We start from the raw sequence: 23,924 nt of genomic DNA on the forward strand, positions 1-23,924 counted from the left end.
CACATTTCCTCCTGTGATCAACCTTCAACTCGAAGGATTAGTTTGCCTTCTCTGTAAGCCAGCACAGGAAAGCGCTGGGCTCGACTGAGCGTTCCCCTCAATAAGTACGGACAAATACCGCTTTCCTTACTGGCAATTTTTAAGGCTTCAGCGTCAGTCACCAGGGCATCATCTGTTCGCTCCACTGAAGTTACAAGCCAATCACCGTATCCTTCCAGCATCATCAATTTCAGTGTATTGATAACCAAGAGCGGAGTGATAGGGCCGCACACTTCATAAGCTTCCGACAGGTTATCCATGCTTGCCCATACTTGTTCAAGTTCCTCCAGAAGCTGGCGTTCCCGAAGTTTCAATTGGACCAGTGCTGTATTCACGAACCACCTCCTTGCTTAACTGCAAAATAACGTGAAACAGGAATCAAGTAGCCTCCAGCCTGTTCACGTCCTGCTCCTGCGGATGCTTCGATGATTTCTGCCGTTTTGTTAGCTAAATCATCATCTCCCATCTCCTGCCGAAGCTGTTCCCGATATACTTCTTCATTTCCATCACTTGCACCCAAAATGGAAGAAGCAAATAGTTGTGCCGCAGCCTCCGAATGAAGACCATGTTCTTGCTTTGCCGTTTGCACAGCCAAGTGATGAAACTCATCACCATACTGTCGTACGAAAGTTTCTGCTTGTTCTGCGCCAGCTTCAGCCGCACTCGATAGTGCTGCAGCGAAAAAAGCACCGCGCTCTCGAATCGACATCCCTTGAGCTGCCTCAGATAAATCAGAACTACCGGAGAGCCACTCTTTTGCTGCGTAATAACCAGAGACGCCTGCGCCGATGATATTTCTCCCTAGGTCAGCAGCGCCAGTTGCAACATAACCTGATAAACCATAGTTCTCCTGAATGTACTCGTCACCTCTGCGAGCATCTTCAATAAATTGGTCACGCTGCTCTGGAGACATATGTGCGAGTTGATTCATCGAATCAGCGAAATCACTTGAAAATCCATTTACGGCTCCGCTAGTCCCACCAACAACCTGTCCCCAAAATCGTCCAGCCCCTTCACTCGTTGCGAAAACATTTGATGCCGTCGAAGGAGTAATATTTGAGTTCATAATCTGTGTTCTCAATGACCCCAATCGCTCCTCCTGGAACGAGTCCCGTTGATTGACATGAGCGTCCTGTACCCGGCTCATATTCTTGTCATGTTGCTGGAAAACAGCCTCATCTCCAGACATGTGGCTATCAGCCTGAGTGCGCTGCACCTCCGTCATACGACTTGGGTCTTGGAGTTTCTGGGTATTGTTAAGGCTGGTGATTCCGGGCGCTTGCTGGAAAAGCAACTGGTTCTCGTTAAACCGCCCCACCTCCTGTGTCACGACACCGCCTGTAGCAGCCGAGATGGCCTCAGCCGCAACAGCCTGCTCGGCTCCCTTGCCTGAATTCAAAAGCGCGTATATTTGTCCACCGGCTAACGCCTGCGCGGAGTCCATTCCCAGTGCCTGATAAAACCGTGCTTTTTCGGCAGCGGCCTGACGAGTCTCTGTCGACGCCATACGCATTCCATTCTGTAACATGGTGCTTGCAGCTGGACTACCGACGGTAGAGGCCGCCAATGCCCGCATATCCATTTGACTGGCCGTGCCAATTGAGCTTTGAGCAGCAGAAAGACGCTGATAAGTATTTTGAGCGCTAACGGCTTGTGTCGCGGATTGGGAAAGTTGCTCGCGTTGTTCCTCACCCAATGAATTGGTAAACCGCTGGCCTGACTCGGTGTTGGTTTGTCGCGCCAGATCTTGGGTCAACGCTGCGGAATCATCCTTGGAAAAGCCCAAATTCTTTGCCAGTTTATCCAGATCCGTGGTCAGTTGCTGACGCTGATCCGTCGTTCTGGACTCAGCCGATCCCGAAACATCTCCCTGTACTTTCAATGGTGCGTCTTTGCCAACTGTTCCTGACGCAGCAGCGATTCGACCTATTGGCCCACCAATCACAGCAGCAAGCTTACCTGCATCAACAGATCCTGAAGCCTTCATGGCTATGGCACCAGCTATGGCATCGGTGTGCGTTTCTGACAGTCCAAATTGCCGTGCGTAATCCTGAGCCTGGCCGTAGATTGCCTTGGCCTGGGTCGAATCGGATGCTCTGAGGGTTTGGCCCAGTCCCTGCAACCGGGTGAAACTCTGTTCAGCCGATGCCCCAGAGAAAACCGAGTTAGAGAGCTGCTCTGAGAAATTCCGCGTAGCTTGGGCGGAAGCAGCCTGGCTGCTGCTCACCACCGAACTCAAGGTTTGTCCGATGTTCACCTTATCGACAAGCGACTCTGCTCCGGAGGCCATAGCACCACTGAACTGGTTATATGAAAACGCTGGTTGGCCTTTCATTACCGGCTCTTGTTGCAGAAGATCTGGCGTTTGTATTTTTTCGTTCACATGGTCACCGCCATTTATGCGCGAGGCAAGGCTAGTAAAGGCGTAAGTGCTGCCTGTGATAATGAACAAGGAAATTATTGGTGTAGCCGCAGCCAGCATCCCACCCGTCGCGATCCAGTGTTGCAGGACATCACCTGTCGATGACAGTGCATACATAGAGTCGAGCCCGGCGCTACTCAAGCTAGACATCTCCTTAGATGCCGCCGTATGAACAAACAGGTTGATAATAGACAGAACTGGCATCCAAAGCTGAATCCATAAGATTGTTTGCACATATTTACCAGCTAACTGGAGACCAAAGCTGCCCATCACAATGATAAAGGCGATAATCGGTGTGATGGCATAGATGAACCCTTCAAAGAAGGTCAACATAGGGCGAACCACCGTCATGAACATGGACTGTTCCGCTGCCCATTGTGTGTTCCGTTGCTGAATGGCCTGATTAATCATTAATGCCGAGCCATAGTCTTGTAAGTCTTGATAGCGGCCAGAGGCTGCCTCGTAATAAAGGGGTTCTAGTACGGCGGCTTTCAGGTAGTCGATTGACGAGGTGGTTGTGGCTCCCATTGCTTGAAGTGAATCAGTAAGCTTTGTGATAGAGTTATTACCCGTTGATGTATCAATGTCTAACAGGTTGTTTAGCGCATTCACCACCACCGGACTGTTCAGATTATCAGTAGCACCGCTAATGGCGAACCATCCATCTGTGCAAGTGTAATCAGCTCCGTCGGGAGTGGATGTAGATAGGTAAAGACGAGTGCCATAGAGCTGGGAGTTAAACCGAAGTGCGGTCTCGGTAGGACTATTCATAAGTTCATCCAGAGACATCAGTTTAAGGTCAACCTTGGTCAGTGTGCATTCACGGATGTAGTTGTTCCAGGACAGGCGCACATCGACGTATCCACCGCCATTAGCAACATTGAGAGCGGTGAAGATTCCGGTATCATAAGCTCTTCTGCGAACGTCATTCAGCAGCTTTAAAGTCTCCGAGAAGTGGCTTTCCGTAACGTTCGGTACGATGACCCCGTAACCGGTCTCGAAGAGGTTGGTAATGGTGTATCCCACGTTGGAGATCATCCCGCCCGCAAACCCAACCAGTAGAGGGACGTTGGCAACAACTCGAACCTCGCCAGTATAGGCATCTTCAATGGCAACCGTCGTGGTCGGCCCAAAGGAGCAGGCATAAATGACCCAGCCCAGCAAGACCTGCTGGAAGTTGATTTGTTTTGCTCCCTGAAAAACTGATTGGATACAGATGATGAGCACGCCGAGCAGCAGGCCAATGCTGACCATTTTCTCGAAGTCCCCGGTACCAGTGAACATAGACACCGCAACCAGGATTTGCTCCAAGAATGCCGAGTCCCCGATAGAGTGAATTGTAAACATAGGCTTATTCTCCCGAAATTTGGAGATAGCCTATTCGCTCAATCCTCTTTACCATGACTCTGTAACTGCCCAATTTTGGCGTTTTACCCAATTATCCCCACTTTGTCCGTTCAGAACATATTTTCATTTTTTCAAGAAGATGACTGCATGTTATTGCGTTTTTGAAGACCTATGGCAACCTGATTCCATTGCTATAGGAGAAACCTCAATGACGAAGAAATTAACCGTAATAATTCTTGCAGCCGGATTGGCCTCAGGCTGTGCAACGACGACAAATAGCTACCAATACAAGGAAAACCATAGCCGCGCCTACAACTTGGCCCAGGCCGGAGGCCTCTACGACGCAAGGGATTACGACATCCCTAAGGATCAACGAGACGGTGTTATCAGCAAGGGATGGGATGTCTCGGGTGACGCACTGCTGTTCAATTCCGGACATGGGCTTGGATTGGACTGGGGCAAGTCACTGGGCTTGGGCTTGTTGACCAGTGCCTTTGCACCAAAGGGCGTTATGGAGCGAGACAGTGTATTTGGCTGGGTTCCGGAAACAAAAGCAGGTGACGCCGGAGAAGCCTGGGAACTGATGTCGAAGACCCTGCTTGAAGGCATTGAGAAGTCCCTACTGCAGGCGAATGTCAAATATGTTGTCGATAACAGGAATCTGCATCAGGACCTTCCTCTAATGTCGGAGTACATTTTTTCCTCGGTGCGAATTGTCGATCCCGAACATGGTTGCCCTGACTGGGAAAGTGCCAATCGGGACTATGACCAATCCTGTTACGTGGCCACGACCGTATATGCACCCCCGGAAGAGCCACGAAAAGTGCCTGATTTCCTGATAGCCGGGCAAAATGGCTATGGCTTTTACGCAAATGATGAAGCGGATTACTCCCGCATAAAGGTGAACACCCCCAAAGGTTCCAACCTGGACAAGAACCAGTTGCTTGCAGGTATCAGCCGTGAGCTTCCAGCCTGGACATTCATCTTTGTTGCATCGCAAAAGCTGGATACTGACGGCTACACGGCACCGGTGATCCTGACAACAGGGAAGGCCGAACTATTCATCACGCCGGATCAAGGATGAGCATGTGGCATGATGCCCTGGAGATCGGTCTGCTTCCTCTGGAAGAGACCGGCCTCTACTGTGATGGCATGACGTATGTGATCAGCCACGTGCTTAGGAAAGCCGACATCCCACATCGGTGCTACATGGGCTATGTGAAAGACGAGAAACGTGGTGACCTGGTAGCGCCGCACTGCTGGGTAAAACTGGAGGGCGATGGTGAATGGGTTGTCGATCTCCGGCTACGCACTTGGTTGGGAGATGATGACGAGGTACCTCATGGGGTGTTCCAACTTGCCAGGTGGTCCAGATTCACCTACAGGGGGCAGTCCATGGCAGGTATCGATCTGGATGAAGAGGCGGTCGAGGCCATGACCGACGGAAAACTTTCACATGTGAAAGTTCATAGATGATGCAATGTGGGTGCGCTACATGTCACGCAAGGGCTTCAACGCTCAGAACCGTTTTTCCGGGATTTGTTATAGAGATACAAACTTCCAAAGGTCACCACGGTAAAAAATGCGAGCAAACTCAGCATAGCAATTGTGAATGCATCCATGATACTCATCCTCTCTATCCAAACGTTCTATAATCAGATTTTAACCAAACTAGCGAGGTATTCCAGTGGCAAGAACACTAGAGCAGCTCTTGGAACAGGAGAAACCCGAGGTTGTGGCCGAGGCCAGACGCAAGGCATCAGAGATGCTCCGCATCTTGGATGAGCAGACAACGGCCAAACAGGATTGTGGGAGAGGAATAAAGATTCATACTCACCATCAGCCCAAGAGCAGTGTTTAAGTGCGTGCTTCTGAGGATGTTGAAAATAAAGTCTCATACTGATGGCTGTAACCGTCGCTTAGCAGCCCTCAAAACAAGTAATGGAGTTTCATACTTGTGGTGGGGGATTGGCGTTTTGCAAGCGGGTATAGTTGCCTTCCCCCTTCTTTCAAGTTAGGGGCGGCTAACCGCCCACTATAATTTATTCGTCGGACGCATCGGCCTTGAGAGCATCAATAGCTATTGCAATTTGTTCGCGCCACTCTTGTTCGCTGATTTCCCAGTTTTTCATGTCTGTTTCGTCTGCAACGCACATAACTCAATCCTCTTAATTTGCCGTTATTGGTATCCCCGTGCCCACGGGGAACGTCGAGAATTTTTTTCCGCTCACAAAATGCCGATGTGATTTTCGCCGTTCTCCACGTCATCGCAGAACTCGGAAATTGAAGAAGAAATGCCGAGAGATTGCAGTCCGGCTTAGGGTGTTATTTTAGATCCCAGTCTAGTTTCGCAGTATGGCTTGTGCCCTTCGACTTAGACCGTTCATCGAGCCTTTCCCTGGCTGGCTGGTAAGTTTTTTTTCCGCTTGCGATCTCAATTAAATGTTCCGCTCTTTCGATTGCCATTCTAGAGGCTTTCAAGTAATCAAACCCTCTTTCTTGCAGAAGTTTTCTGGATTCCTCAACGACAGTTTCCAGCCCGTACTTTTCCACAGCCATTAGAAAGTGGTAAAGCTCATTGTGTGCATTGTGAGCTGTTCGACGTGCGACTACGCTATTACTTAGAAACTGTGCAGCGTTATAAAGATTCATGATCCATCTCTCCTTGATTGAACGACACCATAAGTCTCAAGCTTAGGGCCTTCAAATTGCATCGTTTTTAAGCCTTCGATTTCTCGGGAACAGAATATAACAAGGCTACGTTATGCACCTTTCATTCGTAGGTGCCATGTACCGATTACCAATCGAACAGTTTGCATATCCCGACGGCGAGAACAGTAACGGCCGCAGCAGGCGCTGCCGCGGCTAAGATTGCGCCAGTCGCCATACCTCCACCTACGGCTCCTCCGATAGTCGCCATACCCGAAGCAATAGCAGCGCCGCCAGCGGTGCCCGTCGCGCCTGCTGTTGCAGCCAATGCTGCCCCTGTTGTCCCTGCCGTGGCAGACATAATGGTTGCTGCTGAACCACCAACTACCGCAGCAGCAGTGGTTCCTGCGGTCACTCCTGTTGCAACCACTCCAGTCCCCGCTGCGATAGTTGATGCTTTTACGTTTTCATTCTTGATTGTCATGATTTCATCCTTTCTATTAGCTCAATTTCGATAGTCTTGAATAAGACCCCTCTGAAACTCACCTTACATTTCCACCATTCGCCACATAAGCTCATGCTCATGTCGTCATATTCATGAAATACGCGACCCCTTTCTTGTAGTGCTTGTATGATAAGAAATCAGGATTTGTCTAAATCCTAGCAAGGAATTCTGGATGCTGTAAAAACGATTTAGAGGTACGATAATATGACCCAACATTTCCCCTAGCAATGGGCATGTAATGACAGCAAAAAAGTACAAGGGCACATTGTTCGAGAAGTGGTTTCAAGAGCTGGACGCGGTGATTGACCATGAAATCTTGAACTACATTGTCGGTCAAAAGGCAAAGCAAGAAGTGGAACTCCTGTGGCTTTGGATGGAATTTGATAAGCCGTATAATGCCGTTTTGAATAGTGGTAGTTACTACTTCGATAAGGTGTTTGAGGTAGGGAGTGAACAAGAAGTCTGGGCGTTGGAAAATACTGCCGGTTCTCCGATTGGTCGACAGCAGGCAGAGCGTTTCCTCAATGAAAAGGACCATCTTATCCAAGTGCTCGATAACGATGAAATTGCGGGGTTAAGTGAAGAGGCTCAGTGGCGACTTGCGCACACTTACCCATTAGCAATGGAAACGCTAAAACACTGCCTCACAGAAACAAGCTGTAGTGATATTCCCAGTTGTTTGCGGTCGAAGAAATTAAATGAAGATTATCGCATCAACGATCTGGGTTTAAGTAATGATATACCCGAGATAGTCAAATACCATCTTCGCTTACTCAACAGATCTATTGAAAAAGATGACGATAGTCAGGCCAAACCTGACTTGAGAACCTCTATCAAGAGAAACCAATATATTGACATCTGCAAAAATGAACCGGGTTTTGGTAGTGACAGCGAGAGCAATCAGGAAATAATTGCATACTACAAGTGGGGAGTTATATCCACACTTGAGGAACCCTTCCGAAGCCAAGTTCTGGCTTATTGCACCGAACTCATTCACGCCTATATAGAACAGGAGGCCAACAATGCTGATAGTGAGGCTAAACATATTCCTGATTACAGTTCTCTGCCCATTCCCCCTTTTCAAAACCGTCCCAATCGTCGATATGATGCGTATCTACCGCTATTGATTGGCATTTACTGCTTAAAGAACGAGCATCTTTACAAAGAATTGGAAGACCGAGAGTGGGAAATCGAGTTCGATAGTTTTCGGGACTTCCTTGAACGTGACCTATATGTAAAGTTTGACCATTTCGCAGAAGACTATGAGAAGTACAAGAATATTTACAGTAAATCGACGAAAGTTGGCCTGAAAGATTTCATAAATGATGTTCTGACCAGACGAGTAAGGGAAAATATAAAGGCTACGAGAAAAGAAATAGAGCGAATTAAAAAAAGGTATTTCGGTGATTAGTTTGGACGTCACTGCGGCGTAAACGGTCATGTGGTCAGGAAAGGTCCAAGCAACAGCCAAGCGCGCAAAGACCATGATCTGTACTGATTCAGAACTGATCTGATTTTCACCGCGTCCACTGTCGCAATTTCTGCCGTTTCCGGTTGTCCTGGCATGACGTTCAGAAAGCTCGGAAAATTAGAACAGATCGGCGTAATAGCGGGTGATGTGCTCCCGACTGATCCCCGTCATTCGTGCCACTTCCACTCTAGGGCGTAGTCAGTATGCAACTTTATTACTTAGTATGAATCTTTATTGCTCAGTATGAGACTTTATTCCTCTCCCACAAGTATTATGAAGCCGATTTAGTAGATTACCCCTCCTAGAAATAACAAAGGGCCAGACAAGCTGGCCCTTTGTTATTATCGAGGCGCGTATCCTGATTCAGCAAGACTCTTCCGCAATACAGATAAAGCCTCTCTCATCAAATACGTATCGTCGTCATCCACCGCATTGATCCGAACCTCGTTCCAGCCGATACGATTAACGAGTTGAGCCAAAGCCCAGGCATGGCGATCAGATAACTCAGTGGTGATTGTGATGGTGTCTTCCATTTTTCCTCCTTAAATAGCAGGAGGGGAAGCCCCCAGGGCCTCCCCTGAGGGTTTTGCCATTAATGGACCAAGAACGGTTCATCGCTGTCACTCTCAGCAATCGTCAAATCGATAGTGAAAGTGATTTCGACGCGATCCACGGTCAGGTTGAACTCGCGAGCGTGTTCAACCAGATTGTTTCGAAACACGGTTTCCGCCTCGTCATGAGATAAGGCTTCTACCGTTTCTGCCACCAACTCGCCTTCTTTCCCGGTGTAATTGACCTCGCGGTAATACACGCGGCCACATACGTCGAACTGATGGATTTCTTTTTGAGTTTGTCCCAGCATTTTCATTCTCCAAGAGTTTAAAAGCCGGGACTTAGCCCAACCGGGCAAAGTACCCGGCAGGGTGATTTAAGATAACAAGGGCTATCGTTCTGAAAGGTTATTCACACCTTGGCTGACAAGAACTTCTTGTTGGAAGCAATTGCAGCTCGCTCAGAAACCAGTTCCCCTTCAACTGGCGCGCATTCGATAGCATCGAAAACGCCGGGTTGAGTGCTACCGGAGGTAGCTCTCAACCATTCTCCGTTCAATGAACTGCTGACAGTAGCCAGCGGACTGACGACCCGTACGGGCCGCGTTTTTCTCAAGGATCGATATACCGCCATCGACGCCGCGTTTAATAGCTTGGCAATGATGGTAGCTCCGAAAGCAATGACGCCAACGGTAACAATCATGATCAAAACGAAAGTGGAAAAGTACATAAACACCTCCAATTAATTGGAATTGAAGGGGCTACACCGCGTACCGGTGAACCCCGGCTGCAGGATGAATTAAAAATGTGCTGTTTGTTTTTGGCGACCAGCTATCGCTCTCACTCAATCAGAGACTGAAGCTTTAACTAGCATATCGATAACAATTGCTAAGAACACCCGCTGAAAGTGCCCTTTCCGGGCACATATGCACGACTTAATAAAAACTAAAGAAAGTTAGAAAGAACCTCATTCACTAACTCCCTGATAAATTTAAAAATCACTTTAAAAATCACTTTAAAAATCACTTTAAAAATCACTTTGTAGATGATTTTCTTCAAAATTTTCATGTACATAAGCATTCCCACCGTTGTGTTGTCCTAGAAAACTATTATCAGCAACAATTGGATAAATCACAGATGTACTTTTCTACTTGTAACGCAACATAAGATGCAATAAGATGCGCAAAATGATTCATAAGCACGTACAAAAGGACGTAAATTTGGCAAGAAAGACAATCAAAATATCCCCGACACAAGTAAAAGAGATCAGAAAAAAGGGACACTTAACTCAGAAAGAAGCCGCCGACTTAGTCCATCTATCTTTAAGGCAATGGCAAAAATTTGAAGAGTCTGAGTTATCTAATACGAGTGTTAGAATTCCAGACGCAACATTAGAGCTTTTTTGTCTGAAAACAGGGCTACCCTTTCCTCCAGTCTTCGAACGGGGAAATCGTTTAGGAAAAACTGTCAGTTTCGCAGGAGGACCAGGAGGTATTGGTCGTTCAACATTAACTCGAGATATTGCCCTGATTTTGGCAGAGGATAATTTTGAGGTGTTGATTATCACAGATAAAAGTGGACAGTTAATTATGGAGGAAAAAAGATATATAGCAAAAAATAAAAAATTCCCCAAGATATTAGAATCAGAGGAAATTGACTGGCATAACAAAAAACACTCAACAATAAAAATTAAAGATATTAAGAATAACTATGATTTTATATTTTTCGATCTCGAAAAAAACTCTGACCATTTAAGAATAGACGAGTACGAACCAGATTTAATAATCACTCCTATAAACCCAAGCCATCATTATACTACATCATTAAGTAATATTTTAAATTTCTCACAAAACAAAGAAAAACACTCAAAAACCATCATCGCTTGCCTACTGGTAGGTGTTTCTCAAGACTTTACATTTAATTATTACTACCACAGCCTTGATCAATGGCTTTCTGATGAAATCATGAATGAAATACAAAATAGCTTGTATCACTTACGAAAGGTTAATGAAAACTGTCTGAAAGATATCAAAAAACTAAATGAATCAGGCATATACTTTTTTGATTGCTATTCTAGTGATGCATATAACTATTATGATAAACTTCATCATGAAGAGCATGGAATTAGAATGACACAATATCACTTTTTAGATAAACCAAACACTTTGTCAGCTCATCAAATGAATGCAATAAAAAATGAGTTATTAAGAATTCTAAATGTAAAAAAACTCATATGATTGCATGGCAATTTAAAAAGTTTTGGGGCGAGGAGGATCGCCCGCGCGACCAAGCAATTCCCACAGGAGCCGGAACGCATAGAAGTGATCGCGCAATGTCGTGGCACTCAGCTTCTGGTGCCTACCGTAGTATCTGTGGATATGGGCTCTTCCGACCTGGGAAGGGGATTTGACGCCTTTCTCATTGGCCGCAATGTCTTCCAGGGCCGCTATCAGACGTTTCACCATCGCCCGCCTTGCGGTCTTTCCGCCATGACGGACATAGACATGTGATCTTTCTCTAACCCATTTTTCCATTGGTTCCCCCTGATATTACTTACCCCAGATAGGAGTTTGTTACGTCGATACGACCGTGGCCCAGCTCTCGCGCAACCTCCGACCGGATCTCCTGGTCCAGCATCCTTGCGTGGGCCACGGATACCCCAAGTTCCTTGGCAAGGTATTCATGATGGGCGCGGCCATGCTTTATTCCGGCCTTTACCGGGCATTCCGCGCCCAGCAGGTCCCGGTAGCGGGTTTGAGCGTAGTGGTGCCGTTCACCATGGAAGTTCACCGGATGGCGGCCAATCTCCCGGTAGACTTCTTGCCGGAGCTCGCGATAATTCTGCCCAGTAGGAATCATGCTGCGGCCATCCTGTATGGCGGCGGCTCGCTGGAGCGCCGTAATTTGAGCATCACTGGTGATCGGAACTATGCGCGCCCGCCCCCCCTTGGTGCCATCCTTTATGCTCACGGAGCCGGTTTTCTCGGCCTCTCTTAGTGCCCTAGCAGCATCCAGCTTGGCCGACTCCTCGAACCGCAGACCAAAATTACGCTGTAGTTCCAGCAAAGCCCCAAGACGCTCGGAGGCTGCCCCCATAACGGCATTATGGGCCGCTTTCGAAACACTCCGGTCGCCAGTGGCGATACCTGAGCGCTTTGGAAGTCCCCCCTCAGAGACGGGGTCTACACGTACCTGCCGGTCGCCTCGCGCAATCTCCATCACCCGATTCACTGCGCTCAGGTAGTTCTGCGCTGTGGATGGCGCGATTTCTCCCCGCTCGTAGCGATCATTAAGGTGCGCCGCATAAGTGGCCAAATGAGCCTTTTCTATATCCCGCATGTCCTTAATGCCCTGTTCGGACTTAATCCAGGCGCTAAACACGCTCCATCGGTCGTGGATCGTGGCTATGGACTGGAAACTCTTCATACCTTCCTTCAGTGCGTTCAGGCCTGCCTTGCCCATATCGCGACTTCGGAGACCAAAATTCCGGGAATCCGGATTAGTCCGCTCTGAGCGCATCGTGTGCTCCTTATGATCTTGTTAATCAACGTGTTGCTGGCCCGTCCGTACTTAGTGGTAAGTGAAACGCAGTTTTTTATTAGCTCTGCATGCTAAGGCCAACGCTGGGGATCTCGCCCAGGCACAAGGCAGATAAACCGATGCCCACGGTCATTTCATACGAGCGGTACTGCTATGGAGCGAACTACTCATTCCACTGGCTGGTCTGTTCCTACGGAACAAACTGCCAGCAGATCCGGCTGGTACTGTCGTGTCATTCTCTGGAAAGGAAGCGCGAAGCGCGCTAACCGCCGAAGGCGGTATTGTTCGCGCACATTCGTGCGCGGAGCGAAAGCCTTGAGCCGTTGAGGCACAAGGCTTTCGTCGGGGGCTATACCCCCGTCTCTGTTCCCTGACGGTATACAGAGACGGGGTGGAGCATCGAGTAAGCCGGAAATCCAACACTCGTTCTGACAGGTGAGGGAGGCCCTCTTGCATTTGGCCGCTCAGAATTGAGCACCAGGAACGCGACATAGCTGTCAGCCAGATCGCGATATGGAAGCCTGGTCGCTTGCGGAATGCACAAACGCAGGCAGCAGCAAAACGCTGCAAGCAAAATGATGATAAACATCTGATTTTCCTCCGGGGAGATAGGTTTTAGACGGAGGAGTGCCCCTAGGGGACAGTCCCCCTGAGGGTTAACGATGTGAAGACAAACGCCTTAGATTTGGAAAAATGCTGTTTTGGGCCAGCTACCGTTTACAACTTATATATTAATCAAGCTGATAGAGCCGTCAAGTCCATCGTAAAGTCGCTTTTCGGTGGCTTTTTGATTGCTTTTCAATTTGCAGGACTAAAGCATACAGTGGATTAATTGGCTGCCTGTGTCGAAAAGCGGCCATTGGGTGGTGTTTCAGTGAATTTAAGCTTTGGAAAGGAGCCACTAAATCGAAGGACGCGAGATCATTATGTTCACGGAAAACTGACCATATAGTAGAGTTGACAATAACGAGTAAATCATTAAGTAACTTTTAAGAATTGCCAAACTGACGATGGAATTTTTTTGAAACTTGGTAGCCATGATCTAGAATTTTTTCGAATTCTGATTCGGTTAATTTTCTTAGTGTTGTTGGAAAGCCGGATGCAAATATTGCTGATGTACAAGGGATATCATCACTTACTGACTCTCCTATATAAAGATAAGCTCCTCTCCCTTTCTCTTTTATTAAGTAGTTGACAAACGTACGAATACGTAAGGCTCGTGACTGGTCCGACATGATGTCAGCAACACGTTTCATTCGCCATGGGTTTAGCCTAGAAAATGAAAAACCTTGCATTAGAGGTGCACCTGCATCAGATACGATTATCGTCGCTTCCTCAGGTAAATTCGCTTTGGTAACGCCTTTACCGGCATCGAAAAATGGTTCGAGACCAAGATTGTCGTATACACCACCGTCATATAAATGAAGATTAGTATATAGAGGGGGGACTCGCTTGGCGTCTTCAATCGGTTCATCCCAGGCTCTTTTTCTCCACTCATGTTGATCAGCAGCTATAACTAATGGACCTATTCCTCCCGGAAATGCTGCGGACACAGCCAAAGCGTTCGCCAAAGGGAAATCATGAGAGGGAGCATAACCTAATACATAATCTCCAAGATCTTTTTGCTTGAAACGGAAACGCTTTCCTGTCTCGGCTGTCGTACCATTTATTGACCATTCCGGTTTGATTGGTAGTTCAGATAGATTCGTCGTAACACCCCATTCATCGCGTAATGCATACGCCAACAGATTGGCACGTGAAAACAAAAAGCCCCAATTTCTAGGGGACTTAAGCTGCCTAAGCATTCCTCCAATCAAGCTCTGAGTACATAGCCTTTTCCGAATAGATGGAAGTGACGATCCAAGGTATTGAGAAGATGTTGGCCATTGCATTTGAGTATCTTGTAGCAATAACCCTAATACCAAACTTCCTCCAGATACGGTGGAGATATGACTAACGCGCTCTAAGGCATTATTTTCGGCTAGAAAGCGAAGTACACCCAGATGAAAAACCATGGCCCTGATGCCACCTCCAGAAAGCGCCAAGGCAATATGTTTATCACTCTCCCCAATCATAACGCAGCTCCCTTGTAAATCTGAATATCATCCTCTCCTACGATGAGTGAGAACGCGGGCAGGCCATCCTCTGCCATTTTCTGAGCGAGATAAGATAATTGGAGCAAATCATCATTGCTGGGTGAAGCAGAGTACCCAGGTGGATGGCTGTGCCATTCGCCAACATACCCAACTACGCCTGCGGTTCTATCAGAAGCCTCTTTGACAGCTTCCGCTAGACCGTCAACACCACGCTCGAACGAACCTGGAGTACTTTTGCTGTCTAGTGGTGCAGGAAGAGCCGCAACGATCAAAACTGTTCCGATGTTAAAATCGTAGTAGCCCAATAGCACTCCCCCAGTTTCATTGGGAAAGCTTTTTTTTCGCATATTTCGTAGGTCTTTCTCTACACCAGCATCAATAAATAAATCTAGGTCACCAAATGGTATACATCGTTCAGACACAGGAGGAATATCGTATACAGCGACTGCTCCACTAGCTGGTTCTCGCTGCCATATTCGTATTAGTGCATCATCTTGCACGGTTATTGCTTGAATCTGCTCAGCCAAGGTACACGAATGTCCCATGATACGGGAATATGGCATTACAACAGAGATATCACGACATCCGGCACCACTCCAAAAAGTGCTAACGTGCCCGCTCAGATGATCTTTTCCCCAATCGTTTTGAATAAGCGCTCGATAGTATTGTGCTTCAATAGTTTGAAGGCGAATCGTCCGCTGCGTATTCTCGGCTAGTAAAACCGAGCCATTTCCATTTGGTGTGACAAAAATAGAAATATGACGAGGCAGAGTATCGTTGGCGCTGGCAGCTCGTGGATATTCAAGAGTCGTTGATGCGTCAACCACTACAGTAGCAGCTTTTAAAGCGTTGAGGGCGGGTTCCTGTGTTAAGTTAGTAGCATCGCAAACTAGGGGGGTTAGTGTTGATGCCCCGTCCAGTGCCGCTAAATGTAACCCGGCTACAACGGTAGCTTTGGACTCACCAATATGCTGGGTATAGGCTGTGTGCCTTGACAGGTTATGTGGCCTGATATGGTCTTTATCTAAAACAGTCCAATTTCCCCAGCCACTTCTTCCCCATAGATTTAATATGGCGCTACCGAGAGAACCAGCCCCCACTAGAACGCCTGTCGGTCCTTTATCAACGATTCCTGATTGCCTACGCGCAGTAGCACTATCATTCTGTTTCAGCACCTCCATTGGAAAAATAGGTTTTTCTCGCCATGCTAGATTGGTATGAGGATTACCAAAAATATCCTGAAAATACTTGTTATCGTGTTTTATCAGTGCACTGATGGCGACACCAAGTTCAAGGGCTCCAATTGGTAACAAAAAGGCGCGATAAGTACTCCCTTCCGGCTCGCTGTCAAGAGTTCTGCAAATAGGTACGCGAAGTAATATTATGGTTGCCTTATCGCTATCCGCAGCGATGGCTCCGTTTTGATCAACCAAATCACATAGAGCTGAACGTAACCCAGCAATTAGATCAACTTGGCGATTCAATAGAATGTCGGCCAATTCTCCTAGAGTAGAAGGATCATGCTCAACAGTTCCGTGGACAATCGGAGGTAGGTCCAACTCAATATGTGTCGTAGTTCCATTATTAGCATCTGCACTTGATACGGCTTGCAGGAAGCATGTAAATCCTCCGTCGGGTCGTTCTGGGCTGCGAGCAATAACAAAGCGACATTTATCCTCCCGAAGTTTTTCAAGGTTCCAGGGAAGAACTAGCTCGTACCTGCTCGCAAAAAACAAATGCTCGACTGGCTGATCCGACGGGTGCAATTCACCTTGGGCACTTTTTTCAAGCCACCATTGAATTCGTCGAAGAAATGTCTGTGGCGTCCATGTTCGCATTACGGAAATAGCGGGTTCGAAGTACAGGCATAAGCTCGCTGGATAGCCAGGTATTCCTTGATTTTGGTGCATTAGGATTGGGAAATCCTTACGCAAAGCTAGCACTTCTACTAAGCGTCCTGGATCGCTTGATACACACAGAGCCAACCGTTCACGGTATAAGATGCCAGCAGCATTCCTTGGGGGAATGTCATCGCATTCCACATCAACGATGATATACTCAGTTTTGACTTCACCGTCAACTGGAAACCTTAGAAGTTGGACTCGCGAGTAGTCGCGGTGCTGCTCAACGGCATCGAACAAACATTTTGTTCTAGATATCGTCAGAGCGCTTACATCCTGTATCTCAGCTGTATTAGCTAGATCATAATACGTTCCTGCCATCAGCCAGCCCTAGGGGGAGTCGACGTAACGATGGCAGGGGCACCAAGGGCTCCCGAGCGTTTCCAAGTAATTCCACCTGACGTAATCTCAAAAACGAGAGGTTCAGGCTTGTTAGCATTAGGTTCTTCCATTGCGACAAGAAACTTGCGGCCATTTATGCTTTTAAGATACCTCTCATATGCCTTACGGGCTTGAATATGAGGAGGCTGTATCTGTTCACGCCCTTCTTTGTTATTCACTATGGGACGGCTAGAACTGACTTCATAGGCATCTGAGTTCCCCATCTCCAGTAACTCTTTTACCAACGGCTTCGGCTCAGTCTCTTGCTCTCCCTTTTCATCGCTGAGCGCCTTGTAACTACAGTGATGCGGTATATTGAATAAATCCCAAATGAGGCGGTCTTCATTCTTATGGTATCGAGTAATGCTAACGATTTCTTCTAAATCGCACCATTCTGCGTCTCCGATGGCCAAGTAATCATAACGATTACCATCAGCATCAAAACGAATATTAAAAATAAGAGAAGCTGAATTGCGAATGATATCTCCCTCATCACAATGTTTGATGAAAGGGGAGTGACAAAAGAACTCGATGCCGTCTTGGCCTAAAGAGAAGCTCGGTGTTATAGTTCCCGCATCAATAAACAAATGATCGCGAGCTGCCTCGCTTTCTCCCCTTTCCTTGAGTTTAGGTATTAACCAATCTATTAGCGATTGAGGTTTAGAAAAGACAAGTATGTCTTTTCCTTCGAGCAACCTGTGTCTAGCCTCTTGACGCAGAATGACAAACTCTTCCGATTGATGCGCATTATCTGCTGTTTCCAGCAACATAGCAGCCGGAACCCAAAGCTCACGAATCTTTATGCGACCTCCGCCTTGATATCTTTTGGCATGTTGAAGCTCAAAGAATTCCGTGCTTCCAGAAATATGGTCGTCGTCAGCATGAGTGAACGCAACAACATCAAAATAATCTTGTTCTGCGTCTTGTAGTTCTTTCCTTAGCCGCGCCTTTAGATCGATAACGGGACTTGAAGGATCTTCTCCTTTCTGCTGATGACGGTAGTCCATCAGTATTCGCCGACCATTGTTGAGAATGATCTGGCTGGTGTCTCCGTTTCCAACGGGATAGAAGATGACTTGATGTCTGACCGCCATTTGTTCTTATCTCCTTATATGTGTTCAATTCCTTGGATATTGGGGGATATTTTTCTTAATCAAGGCACTTGTCTTCCTAGTGAAAAGCGACTTCTCTATGCTCCAGATTCGGCTTTAACCTCTTAACATTTTTTGCTTCCTGCTCAAAGGCTCTATGCCGAACATCCCACAACTCTACTGAGTGCTGAATATTGAGCCAGAACTCCGGCGTATTACCCAAGGCCGCAGCCAGCTTGATTGCCATGGGCGCGGTCAATGCCCCCTTGTCGTGAACGATCCGACTCAGGGTGTTTCTGTGTACACCCATAGCCTCAGCCAGTTCGTTGATCTCAATGTTCATAGGCTTCAGGAACTCGGTTACCAGCATCTGACCGACCGTAACTGGGCGACGTTTCGTGTTTCTCATAACCTTATCCTCCACTAGCCCCTGTAAACATGAGGGTCCAGATAGGTATCTTTGGCAACGCCATCGATCCATCTGAAGATCAGCCGGTATTGCTTGTTTACCCGGATGGAACACCACCCGGCCATATTTCCTTCAAGGTGCTCGAAGCGGTTACCCGGAGGGATTAGCAAGTCTGACTCCTGGGTCGCTGCGTCCAAGATTTCCAGCTTCCTGAACAATGCGCTCTCGATGGTGCTGGGTATCTTCCTGTGACTTTGGTCATCCTCGTAAAACGCTTCCAGCCACGTGTCTATGAATTCGACAGCCATATCGTGCGATTCTCTTTACTTTATAATATGCACAACATCATTGTGCGTCAACTAGCTTGATTCCAACTGAAGTGTCCTGGATGGTCACTCCAATCGTTGGTATATGGGACGGTTGCACGGACAAGCCGCCTATAGGTATGGCGAGACCAGATCGGCTACCTTCTGGTGAGCTGCTTTCCGCTCGTCGAAAGACTTACACTGATCATAGATACACTACATCCACTCTGTAATAGCGGCAAGAGAGTTCATCCCCCATTAAAACTAATAGATATGTGATTGGTGAAAACGAACGTAGCCAATACATACCACTACAGTTTCAAGTAGGGAGGGGATAAGGTTGGGCATTCAGGCTAAGGTAATTACAGTTCTCTCGCCCCCTCCCGCATCCGATCAATATACTCCGCCAGATCCTGAATGCTGACTAGATACTCGGCTTTCTGAGAGGCTCGAAAGACAGGTACTGGCAACTTGCCAGCATTAGCCCTGAATTTGGCAGTTTGCGGTGCTAGGCCAAAGTATTTCTGACTGATTTGAGATAATGGCACAACGGCTGATTCATACTCTGCCATCAGAAGAAATGCGGTATTCATGGTTATCCTCAATCATTCTCAATAATTTCCAACAATCCTAATGTTCAGCACTGCAAATCATCGGCTCTGAAACTGCCCTTTTCGGGCACAGCGAGCTATTTTTTGCTCAGGCGGACAAATAACTAGGGGCGGGAATATATAGAGCGGGACCGAATGACCTCTCGAATGTTTTTAGCTTTTGCCAATATCGACGTACTGTACGGACTGATCGACCTGTAAGCAGCGCTATCGCTTTTTGTGTGACTGTCATGCGAGTCTTCACTAGTTGCGTCAATGCTCCTTGGAGTACTGTCAGTGTTTTAGAACGGCGAGCATCAGTAGTGTTCTTCGCCGCATCTTGCTGACGGCTACAAATCTCTTCAGGTGTTAATGTGGCTTTGGTGGTTTCAAACAGGAAATCAGAAGCGATTCCCAGGTTACTTTCCAGGTACTCCGCCATACTGTCTTTGGTGTACTTGTAATGCTTTTGCTGTGCGGTTTTCAGGTATGCGGCCAACTCATCTTCTGTCAGATGAATAAACTCAGCATTCAACGCTTTGATCGCCTGATAAGCATCTTCCGGAGAACGTTTGATATGTCGTAAGGCGACGTAAAGAATAAAGGCATGGAGATCGCGCTTTCCCTCTGCGACACCTTTCACTCTGGCATGAGAGCAAATCACCGAGTAGATCCGAAACCACCATTGGCCGATAGTGTGTCTGCCGGTTTTATTTGTCGTTTTTGGTTGAGGTAGCTTGGCTTGTTTCGCTTTCGTTTTTGGCCTCAAGTCTTCCAGGCGACCTTGTTGGTGCAGCTCTATCGCTTGCTGATTCTGTTCCGAACGAACAAGTAATGCTGCCAGTTCATTGAAATCATATAACGGGCCACCAATAAACGCCTGAACGATCCGGCCGCTTTTTCCGTGAAATGTCCCAGGCAATCTCAGAACTCTGGCCGGGTCGCGCGAAGCAGCAAAATCAACTGTCCATCCTGCATCAGACGGACGTGCTTGTTTTAACGTTCGCGCTAGAACCAAACTGATTTCCCGCCAGATTCTCACTCGCCATTTGTAGGCCGGAACTCCCTCATAAATCCAATACAAGTGCATGCCACCGCTGCCGGATGCAACATAACCGGTCGGAACCGGCAGACTTTGCTCACGCAAGATTTGCAGAACTTCGGTAAACAAGGTTTCCTGCTGTTCCTGTGAAATCACATCATGACCGACCGTATCAATATCGATCCAATTGGCATGAAGCTGAGCAAGTTGTTTGGTGTTACGCCAGTCGAAAAACTGATTGGGAGAAACAAAAAGGTCCAGACTACAGGTTCGTACTCCCGTTTTAGCAACATATCCTTCCGCCTGAAGTTTAATGTCGATCAACTTAGATACAGGCTTACCTGACTGCCGCCGACCAATGGCTTGCCATGCTGCGGGTTTATTGGGACTCTTGTGGGGGTTAATATGTGGCGACCAAACATATCGACAATACTGTTCCTGACCAATACCTAGTAAATTGATAAATTCCGAAGGTGTTTCAGCCTTGTGATAAACAAATGTTTTACTATCACAACAGCTTAATAAACAGGATGAGCTTTCATGCCTTTTGGCAGTCAGTCTTTGAGTATTAGAATGCACTTAACCACCACTTCTCGATAGGCGAGAAGCAGTGTTGATGGTGCAATAATGGCTTGTTTAGAAACGGCATTATGCTACACTTTCCTCGAATGAAAGACATTAACCCGCGAGGTGTTGGCGCACCGTTTGAGCGGGTTTTGTTTTTTTTATCTTCGAGTCTTTTTTGGCATAGCTTTTAATTCAGACTTTCACATGTGAAAGTTACGTGCCCCTATTTGTGCCCCATATATATTCCATTCAGAGCTAAAACAATAGGTTAACTATTCAATCATTCCCATCGAGCATGGGTGCAACCGAAAAGCGGCATGAAGGGTGTTCACCAGCTAGGCCAAAAGTTTCCTGAGTGTTTTCAGTGTGTCGCGTCATTCTGAATTTCCTGTCACTTCAATTGAAATTGCCCGAATTCTGTTCACTGTACCCTCGCCGTCCCCCTTCCAGAGCAGGACCATCTCGCTTCATTCATCGTAGAAAACAACACCCGAAAGCGATAACAGGCGGTACAAAGCAACTGTGTTCGTTAAAAAGCAGGGGCGCATTATACATGCAGAATACAAAATGATCAGGAAAAAGGCGTCACGTCAGGCCAACCTCAGGCAGCCTAAGCGGTCAAAAATAGCAGTTCAGGGGCATGCCCCAAAGCAGCCCAAGTCAATTCCAGGGCTGATGGGTTATGCAGAATAACGATTTTTCATGATTCAGTTACAGCAATTCATCCGGCACGTTCCCGCCGTTGTCGGCCAGTTTCTGCAGCACGGTTTTATGCAGCCACATATTCATTTGGGCGGAGTCGGCCATTTTGTCTGCAGGACAGCCCAGCTCAGTCGCCAGTTCTTTGCGGGCCGACAGGCTGCTGTCGAGACCCAGCAGTTTGAGCAGATCGACAATTGAGGTTTTCCAGTTCAGTGCTTCCGGATGGCTGCTCGCCATCGCTTCCAGTTTGGCGACCACATCGACAGTTTCCATGGCCGGAACGGATGGCTCAGCCGGAGACGCGGGTGCGGGTGTTTCGTCGGGGGCAAATGTCACATTCGAAGATGGCTTCGGTGTCTGGGACGACTTGTTGCCAAAGCCCAGCTTGTGAAGAATATCGTTGAACAAACCCATTTCGGCTCCTTAACCGGTGTTGGCCGGATTGCGAATGACAGGCAAAACAGAGCGGCAGAAGTGCGCGCTCAGCTTCATTAAAGCTAGTCGGCTTCTCTGGCCCGGAGCGTCGCATTTCAACGACTGACGACGGGTTAACCAAAAAACGCCCTGAACATCCTTGTCCGGGGCGCGGCAGTGATACGGTGATGACGGTTTAGAAGCTCGCTTGTAAAGACAAGCCGCTATAAGCGTTATAGCCGTTGAGCATGATGTGATACCGCCCCGTCTGCGTGGGTGTGATGGTACAGGTTTCACCGTTACCCGCGCGGTAAGGCCGGCAATCCCAGCTGGATTTAGTGGCTTTCTGCCCGAAGCGGACATACAGATCGGCATCCCCTGTTCCGCCAGAGGTGCGAACCGTCAGGGTACGTCCTGCTGGTACATCAATGTAGTAATGCTGCTCACTGCCGGACGTCCCGCTCAGGCCACTGAGCACCTGACCGTTTTCCAGTTTGCCGTCTGACGGGGTGCCCGGATCGCCACCGCCATTGTCTGTGCCGCTGTAAGCCAGCAGATTGAGGCTGTTACGCGGATCGCTCACTTTGCCTGTCGTGCCGCGCTGCGCCAGTAACTGACTGAGCTGAGCGGGAGTCAGGTTTGGGTATTCATCCAGATACAACGCGCCGATACCGGCCACGTGCGGTGTCGCCATGGACGTTCCGCTGATGGTTTTGTAACTGCCGTCATACCAGGCGGAGGTAATGGACGATCCCGGGGCAAAAATGTCGACACAGCTGCCCCAGTTGGAAAAGCTGGAGCGCTGATCTGAACTGGTTGTCGAACCGACAGTGACGCCGTTTGCCACCCGGGCGGGTGAGACATTACAGGCATCCTGGTTTTCATTGCCCGCCGCCAGCATGAAGCTGACACCTGAATTGACCGCGCTGTTGATGGCGCTGTCCAGCGCGGTCGAAATGCCGCCGCCCAGACTCATATTCGCCACAGAAGGCCCTGAGGCGTTCTGTTTCACCCAGTCCACCCCGGCAATCACTCCGGAGGTGGTGCCCGAGCCATTACAACTCAGTACCCGCACCCCGACCAGGCTGACGTTCTTCGCCACACCGTAGCGCGTGCCGCCAATGGTGCCGGCCACATGCGTACCGTGGCCATTACAGTCGGTGGCATTGCTGTCATTATCGACAAAATCGTAACCGGAACGGGCACGACCACCGAATTCGGCATGAGTGGTGGTGACACCGGTATCAATGACGTACGCCGTCACACCGGCGCCGTTATACTGGGTGACAAAATGACCGTCCAGCGGCAGGTTACGCTGATCCACGCGATCCAATCCCCAGGTGGCATTGCTCTGCTGGGCATCAAAGGCCTCAGGGAAAACCGGATCGAGTGAAATCACCTGATCCTGCTCGATGTAGTCGACCTGATTGTCCTGGCGGAGTGCATTGAGTTGCTCTGTCGTCAGCTCAGCGACAAAGCCGCTCAGGGCTGAATCAAACACCCTTTGTGCCTTTACGGCATGAAGCGTGCTGATCGACTCGACCGTGCGGGCCACAAACTCGGTACGCGCGGCGACATCATTGGCGATGTACGCCGGTTCTTTGAACACCACAATATACTGATTGGCGACGGCCTTTTCAGGCGCCGCGGTGATCAGCTGAGCCTGAGACTCTGCACTGACTGCAGCCAGTGAGTCGTCAGCCTGCAGGGCGGCACTGGTGAATACCAGCGCAGACGTGATACAGCAACCTAGCATTGTCTTTAACATTGTTATTCCTTTTTATGTTTGTCCGTGACTTGGAATGGCCTACCCCTCACATCCGGCACAGTTAAAACCTATACGCAACCAAGCCCTTATACATAAGAGAGAAATACTGAATTTTTCCTGTGAAACAGAGAGAT

General features: G+C 48.1%; 22 protein-coding genes. 4 read left to right on the forward strand and 18 right to left on the reverse strand.

Annotation, left to right across the window (positions count from 1 at the left end; all coding sequences use genetic code 11):
- Positions 1 to 17 precede the first annotated feature (17 nt).
- Together LN341_RS13940 and LN341_RS13945 are read right to left on the reverse strand one after the other, a co-directional pair.
- Positions 18 to 374: a hypothetical protein gene (locus LN341_RS13940; protein WP_234203615.1), complete on the reverse strand. Its 357-nt coding sequence runs from the start codon at positions 372 to 374 to the stop codon at positions 18 to 20.
- On the reverse strand, positions 371 to 3,808 hold the full coding sequence (locus LN341_RS13945) for a conjugal transfer protein TraG N-terminal domain-containing protein (protein WP_234203616.1): 3,438 nt from the start codon (positions 3,806 to 3,808) through the stop codon (positions 371 to 373). Before LN341_RS13945 ends, LN341_RS13940 begins: the two co-directional genes overlap by 4 nt.
- A gap of 208 nt (positions 3,809 to 4,016) precedes the next feature.
- Between LN341_RS13945 and LN341_RS13950 the strand changes: the two genes are divergently transcribed.
- Together LN341_RS13950 and LN341_RS13955 are read left to right on the forward strand one after the other, a co-directional pair.
- Positions 4,017 to 4,892, forward strand: a complete 876-nt coding sequence (locus tag LN341_RS13950; protein WP_234203617.1) for a hypothetical protein — start codon at positions 4,017 to 4,019, stop codon at positions 4,890 to 4,892.
- Positions 4,893 to 4,894: 2 nt separating this feature from the next.
- Positions 4,895 to 5,284 carry a hypothetical protein gene (locus LN341_RS13955; RefSeq protein WP_234203618.1) on the forward strand — a complete coding sequence of 130 codons (390 nt, stop codon included), beginning with the start codon at positions 4,895 to 4,897 and terminating at the stop codon, positions 5,282 to 5,284.
- An 849-nt stretch (positions 5,285 to 6,133) separates the two neighbouring features.
- Here LN341_RS13955 and LN341_RS13965 read toward each other — a convergent pair.
- Together LN341_RS13965 and LN341_RS13970 are read right to left on the reverse strand one after the other, a co-directional pair.
- Positions 6,134 to 6,460: a hypothetical protein gene (locus tag LN341_RS13965; protein ID WP_234203619.1), complete on the reverse strand. Its 327-nt coding sequence runs from the start codon at positions 6,458 to 6,460 to the stop codon at positions 6,134 to 6,136.
- Between the two features lie 145 nt (positions 6,461 to 6,605).
- Positions 6,606 to 6,887 (reverse strand): hypothetical protein, encoded by a 282-nt coding sequence (locus LN341_RS13970; RefSeq protein WP_234203620.1) that lies wholly within the window; start codon positions 6,885 to 6,887, stop codon positions 6,606 to 6,608.
- A gap of 313 nt (positions 6,888 to 7,200) precedes the next feature.
- Here LN341_RS13970 and LN341_RS13975 point away from each other — a divergent pair, with 313 nt between their 5' ends.
- Positions 7,201 to 8,373, forward strand: a complete 1,173-nt coding sequence (locus tag LN341_RS13975; RefSeq protein ID WP_234203621.1) for a hypothetical protein — start codon at positions 7,201 to 7,203, stop codon at positions 8,371 to 8,373.
- A gap of 401 nt (positions 8,374 to 8,774) precedes the next feature.
- On the opposite strand, the gene LN341_RS13980 is transcribed toward LN341_RS13975, so the two are convergent.
- From LN341_RS13980 to LN341_RS13990, 3 genes are all read right to left on the reverse strand, one after another.
- Positions 8,775 to 8,966 carry a hypothetical protein gene (locus LN341_RS13980; protein ID WP_234203622.1) on the reverse strand — a complete coding sequence of 64 codons (192 nt, stop codon included), beginning with the start codon at positions 8,964 to 8,966 and terminating at the stop codon, positions 8,775 to 8,777.
- A 59-nt stretch (positions 8,967 to 9,025) separates the two neighbouring features.
- The gene (locus LN341_RS13985) at positions 9,026 to 9,295 is read right to left on the reverse strand and encodes a hypothetical protein (protein WP_046127286.1); all 270 of its coding nucleotides are present in this window, start codon (positions 9,293 to 9,295) and stop codon (positions 9,026 to 9,028) included.
- A 101-nt stretch (positions 9,296 to 9,396) separates the two neighbouring features.
- Entirely contained in the window at positions 9,397 to 9,714 is a 318-nt protein-coding gene (locus LN341_RS13990; RefSeq protein WP_234203623.1) for a hypothetical protein, read from the reverse strand.
- A 448-nt stretch (positions 9,715 to 10,162) separates the two neighbouring features.
- Between LN341_RS13990 and LN341_RS13995 the strand changes: the two genes are divergently transcribed.
- Entirely contained in the window at positions 10,163 to 11,221 is a 1,059-nt protein-coding gene (locus LN341_RS13995; RefSeq protein WP_234203624.1) for a hypothetical protein, read from the forward strand.
- Positions 11,222 to 11,233: 12 nt separating this feature from the next.
- Here LN341_RS13995 and LN341_RS14000 read toward each other — a convergent pair whose 3' ends face one another.
- The 11 genes from LN341_RS14000 to LN341_RS14050 form a co-directional block, all read right to left on the reverse strand.
- Positions 11,234 to 11,518 (reverse strand): hypothetical protein, encoded by a 285-nt coding sequence (locus LN341_RS14000; protein WP_234203625.1) that lies wholly within the window; start codon positions 11,516 to 11,518, stop codon positions 11,234 to 11,236.
- Between the two features lie 19 nt (positions 11,519 to 11,537).
- Positions 11,538 to 12,503, reverse strand: coding sequence for an integrase domain-containing protein (locus LN341_RS14005; RefSeq protein WP_234203626.1), 966 nt, complete (start codon positions 12,501 to 12,503; stop codon positions 11,538 to 11,540).
- Between the two features lie 1,010 nt (positions 12,504 to 13,513).
- The gene (locus LN341_RS14010) at positions 13,514 to 14,599 is read right to left on the reverse strand and encodes a patatin-like phospholipase family protein (protein ID WP_234203627.1); all 1,086 of its coding nucleotides are present in this window, start codon (positions 14,597 to 14,599) and stop codon (positions 13,514 to 13,516) included.
- A complete protein-coding gene (locus LN341_RS14015) occupies positions 14,596 to 16,842 on the reverse strand; it encodes a ThiF family adenylyltransferase (RefSeq protein WP_234203628.1) in 2,247 nt (748 codons plus the stop codon). The genes LN341_RS14010 and LN341_RS14015 overlap by 4 nt, the downstream gene beginning before the upstream one ends.
- Positions 16,842 to 17,996: a hypothetical protein gene (locus LN341_RS14020; RefSeq protein WP_234203629.1), complete on the reverse strand. Its 1,155-nt coding sequence runs from the start codon at positions 17,994 to 17,996 to the stop codon at positions 16,842 to 16,844. Before LN341_RS14020 ends, LN341_RS14015 begins: the two co-directional genes overlap by 1 nt.
- A gap of 76 nt (positions 17,997 to 18,072) precedes the next feature.
- A complete protein-coding gene (locus LN341_RS14025; protein ID WP_234203630.1) occupies positions 18,073 to 18,402 on the reverse strand; it encodes a HigA family addiction module antitoxin in 330 nt (109 codons plus the stop codon).
- A gap of 14 nt (positions 18,403 to 18,416) precedes the next feature.
- Positions 18,417 to 18,710 (reverse strand): type II toxin-antitoxin system RelE/ParE family toxin, encoded by a 294-nt coding sequence (locus LN341_RS14030; RefSeq protein WP_234203631.1) that lies wholly within the window; start codon positions 18,708 to 18,710, stop codon positions 18,417 to 18,419.
- Between the two features lie 359 nt (positions 18,711 to 19,069).
- Positions 19,070 to 19,300 carry a pyocin activator PrtN family protein gene (locus LN341_RS14035; RefSeq protein WP_095463394.1) on the reverse strand — a complete coding sequence of 77 codons (231 nt, stop codon included), beginning with the start codon at positions 19,298 to 19,300 and terminating at the stop codon, positions 19,070 to 19,072.
- Between the two features lie 106 nt (positions 19,301 to 19,406).
- The gene (locus LN341_RS14040) at positions 19,407 to 20,918 is read right to left on the reverse strand and encodes a hypothetical protein (RefSeq protein ID WP_234203632.1); all 1,512 of its coding nucleotides are present in this window, start codon (positions 20,916 to 20,918) and stop codon (positions 19,407 to 19,409) included.
- Between the two features lie 699 nt (positions 20,919 to 21,617).
- Positions 21,618 to 22,022, reverse strand: a complete 405-nt coding sequence (locus LN341_RS14045; protein ID WP_234203633.1) for a DUF3597 domain-containing protein — start codon at positions 22,020 to 22,022, stop codon at positions 21,618 to 21,620.
- A 196-nt stretch (positions 22,023 to 22,218) separates the two neighbouring features.
- Complete coding sequence (locus LN341_RS14050; protein ID WP_234203634.1) at positions 22,219 to 23,790, reverse strand: S8 family peptidase; 1,572 nt, start codon at positions 23,788 to 23,790, stop codon at positions 22,219 to 22,221.
- Between the last annotated feature and the right edge of the window lie 134 nt (positions 23,791 to 23,924).

The sequence above is a fragment of the Photobacterium sp. TLY01 genome, assembly GCF_021432065.1.
In the GTDB taxonomy this organism is placed as follows: Bacteria; Pseudomonadota; Gammaproteobacteria; order Enterobacterales; family Vibrionaceae; genus Photobacterium; species Photobacterium halotolerans_A.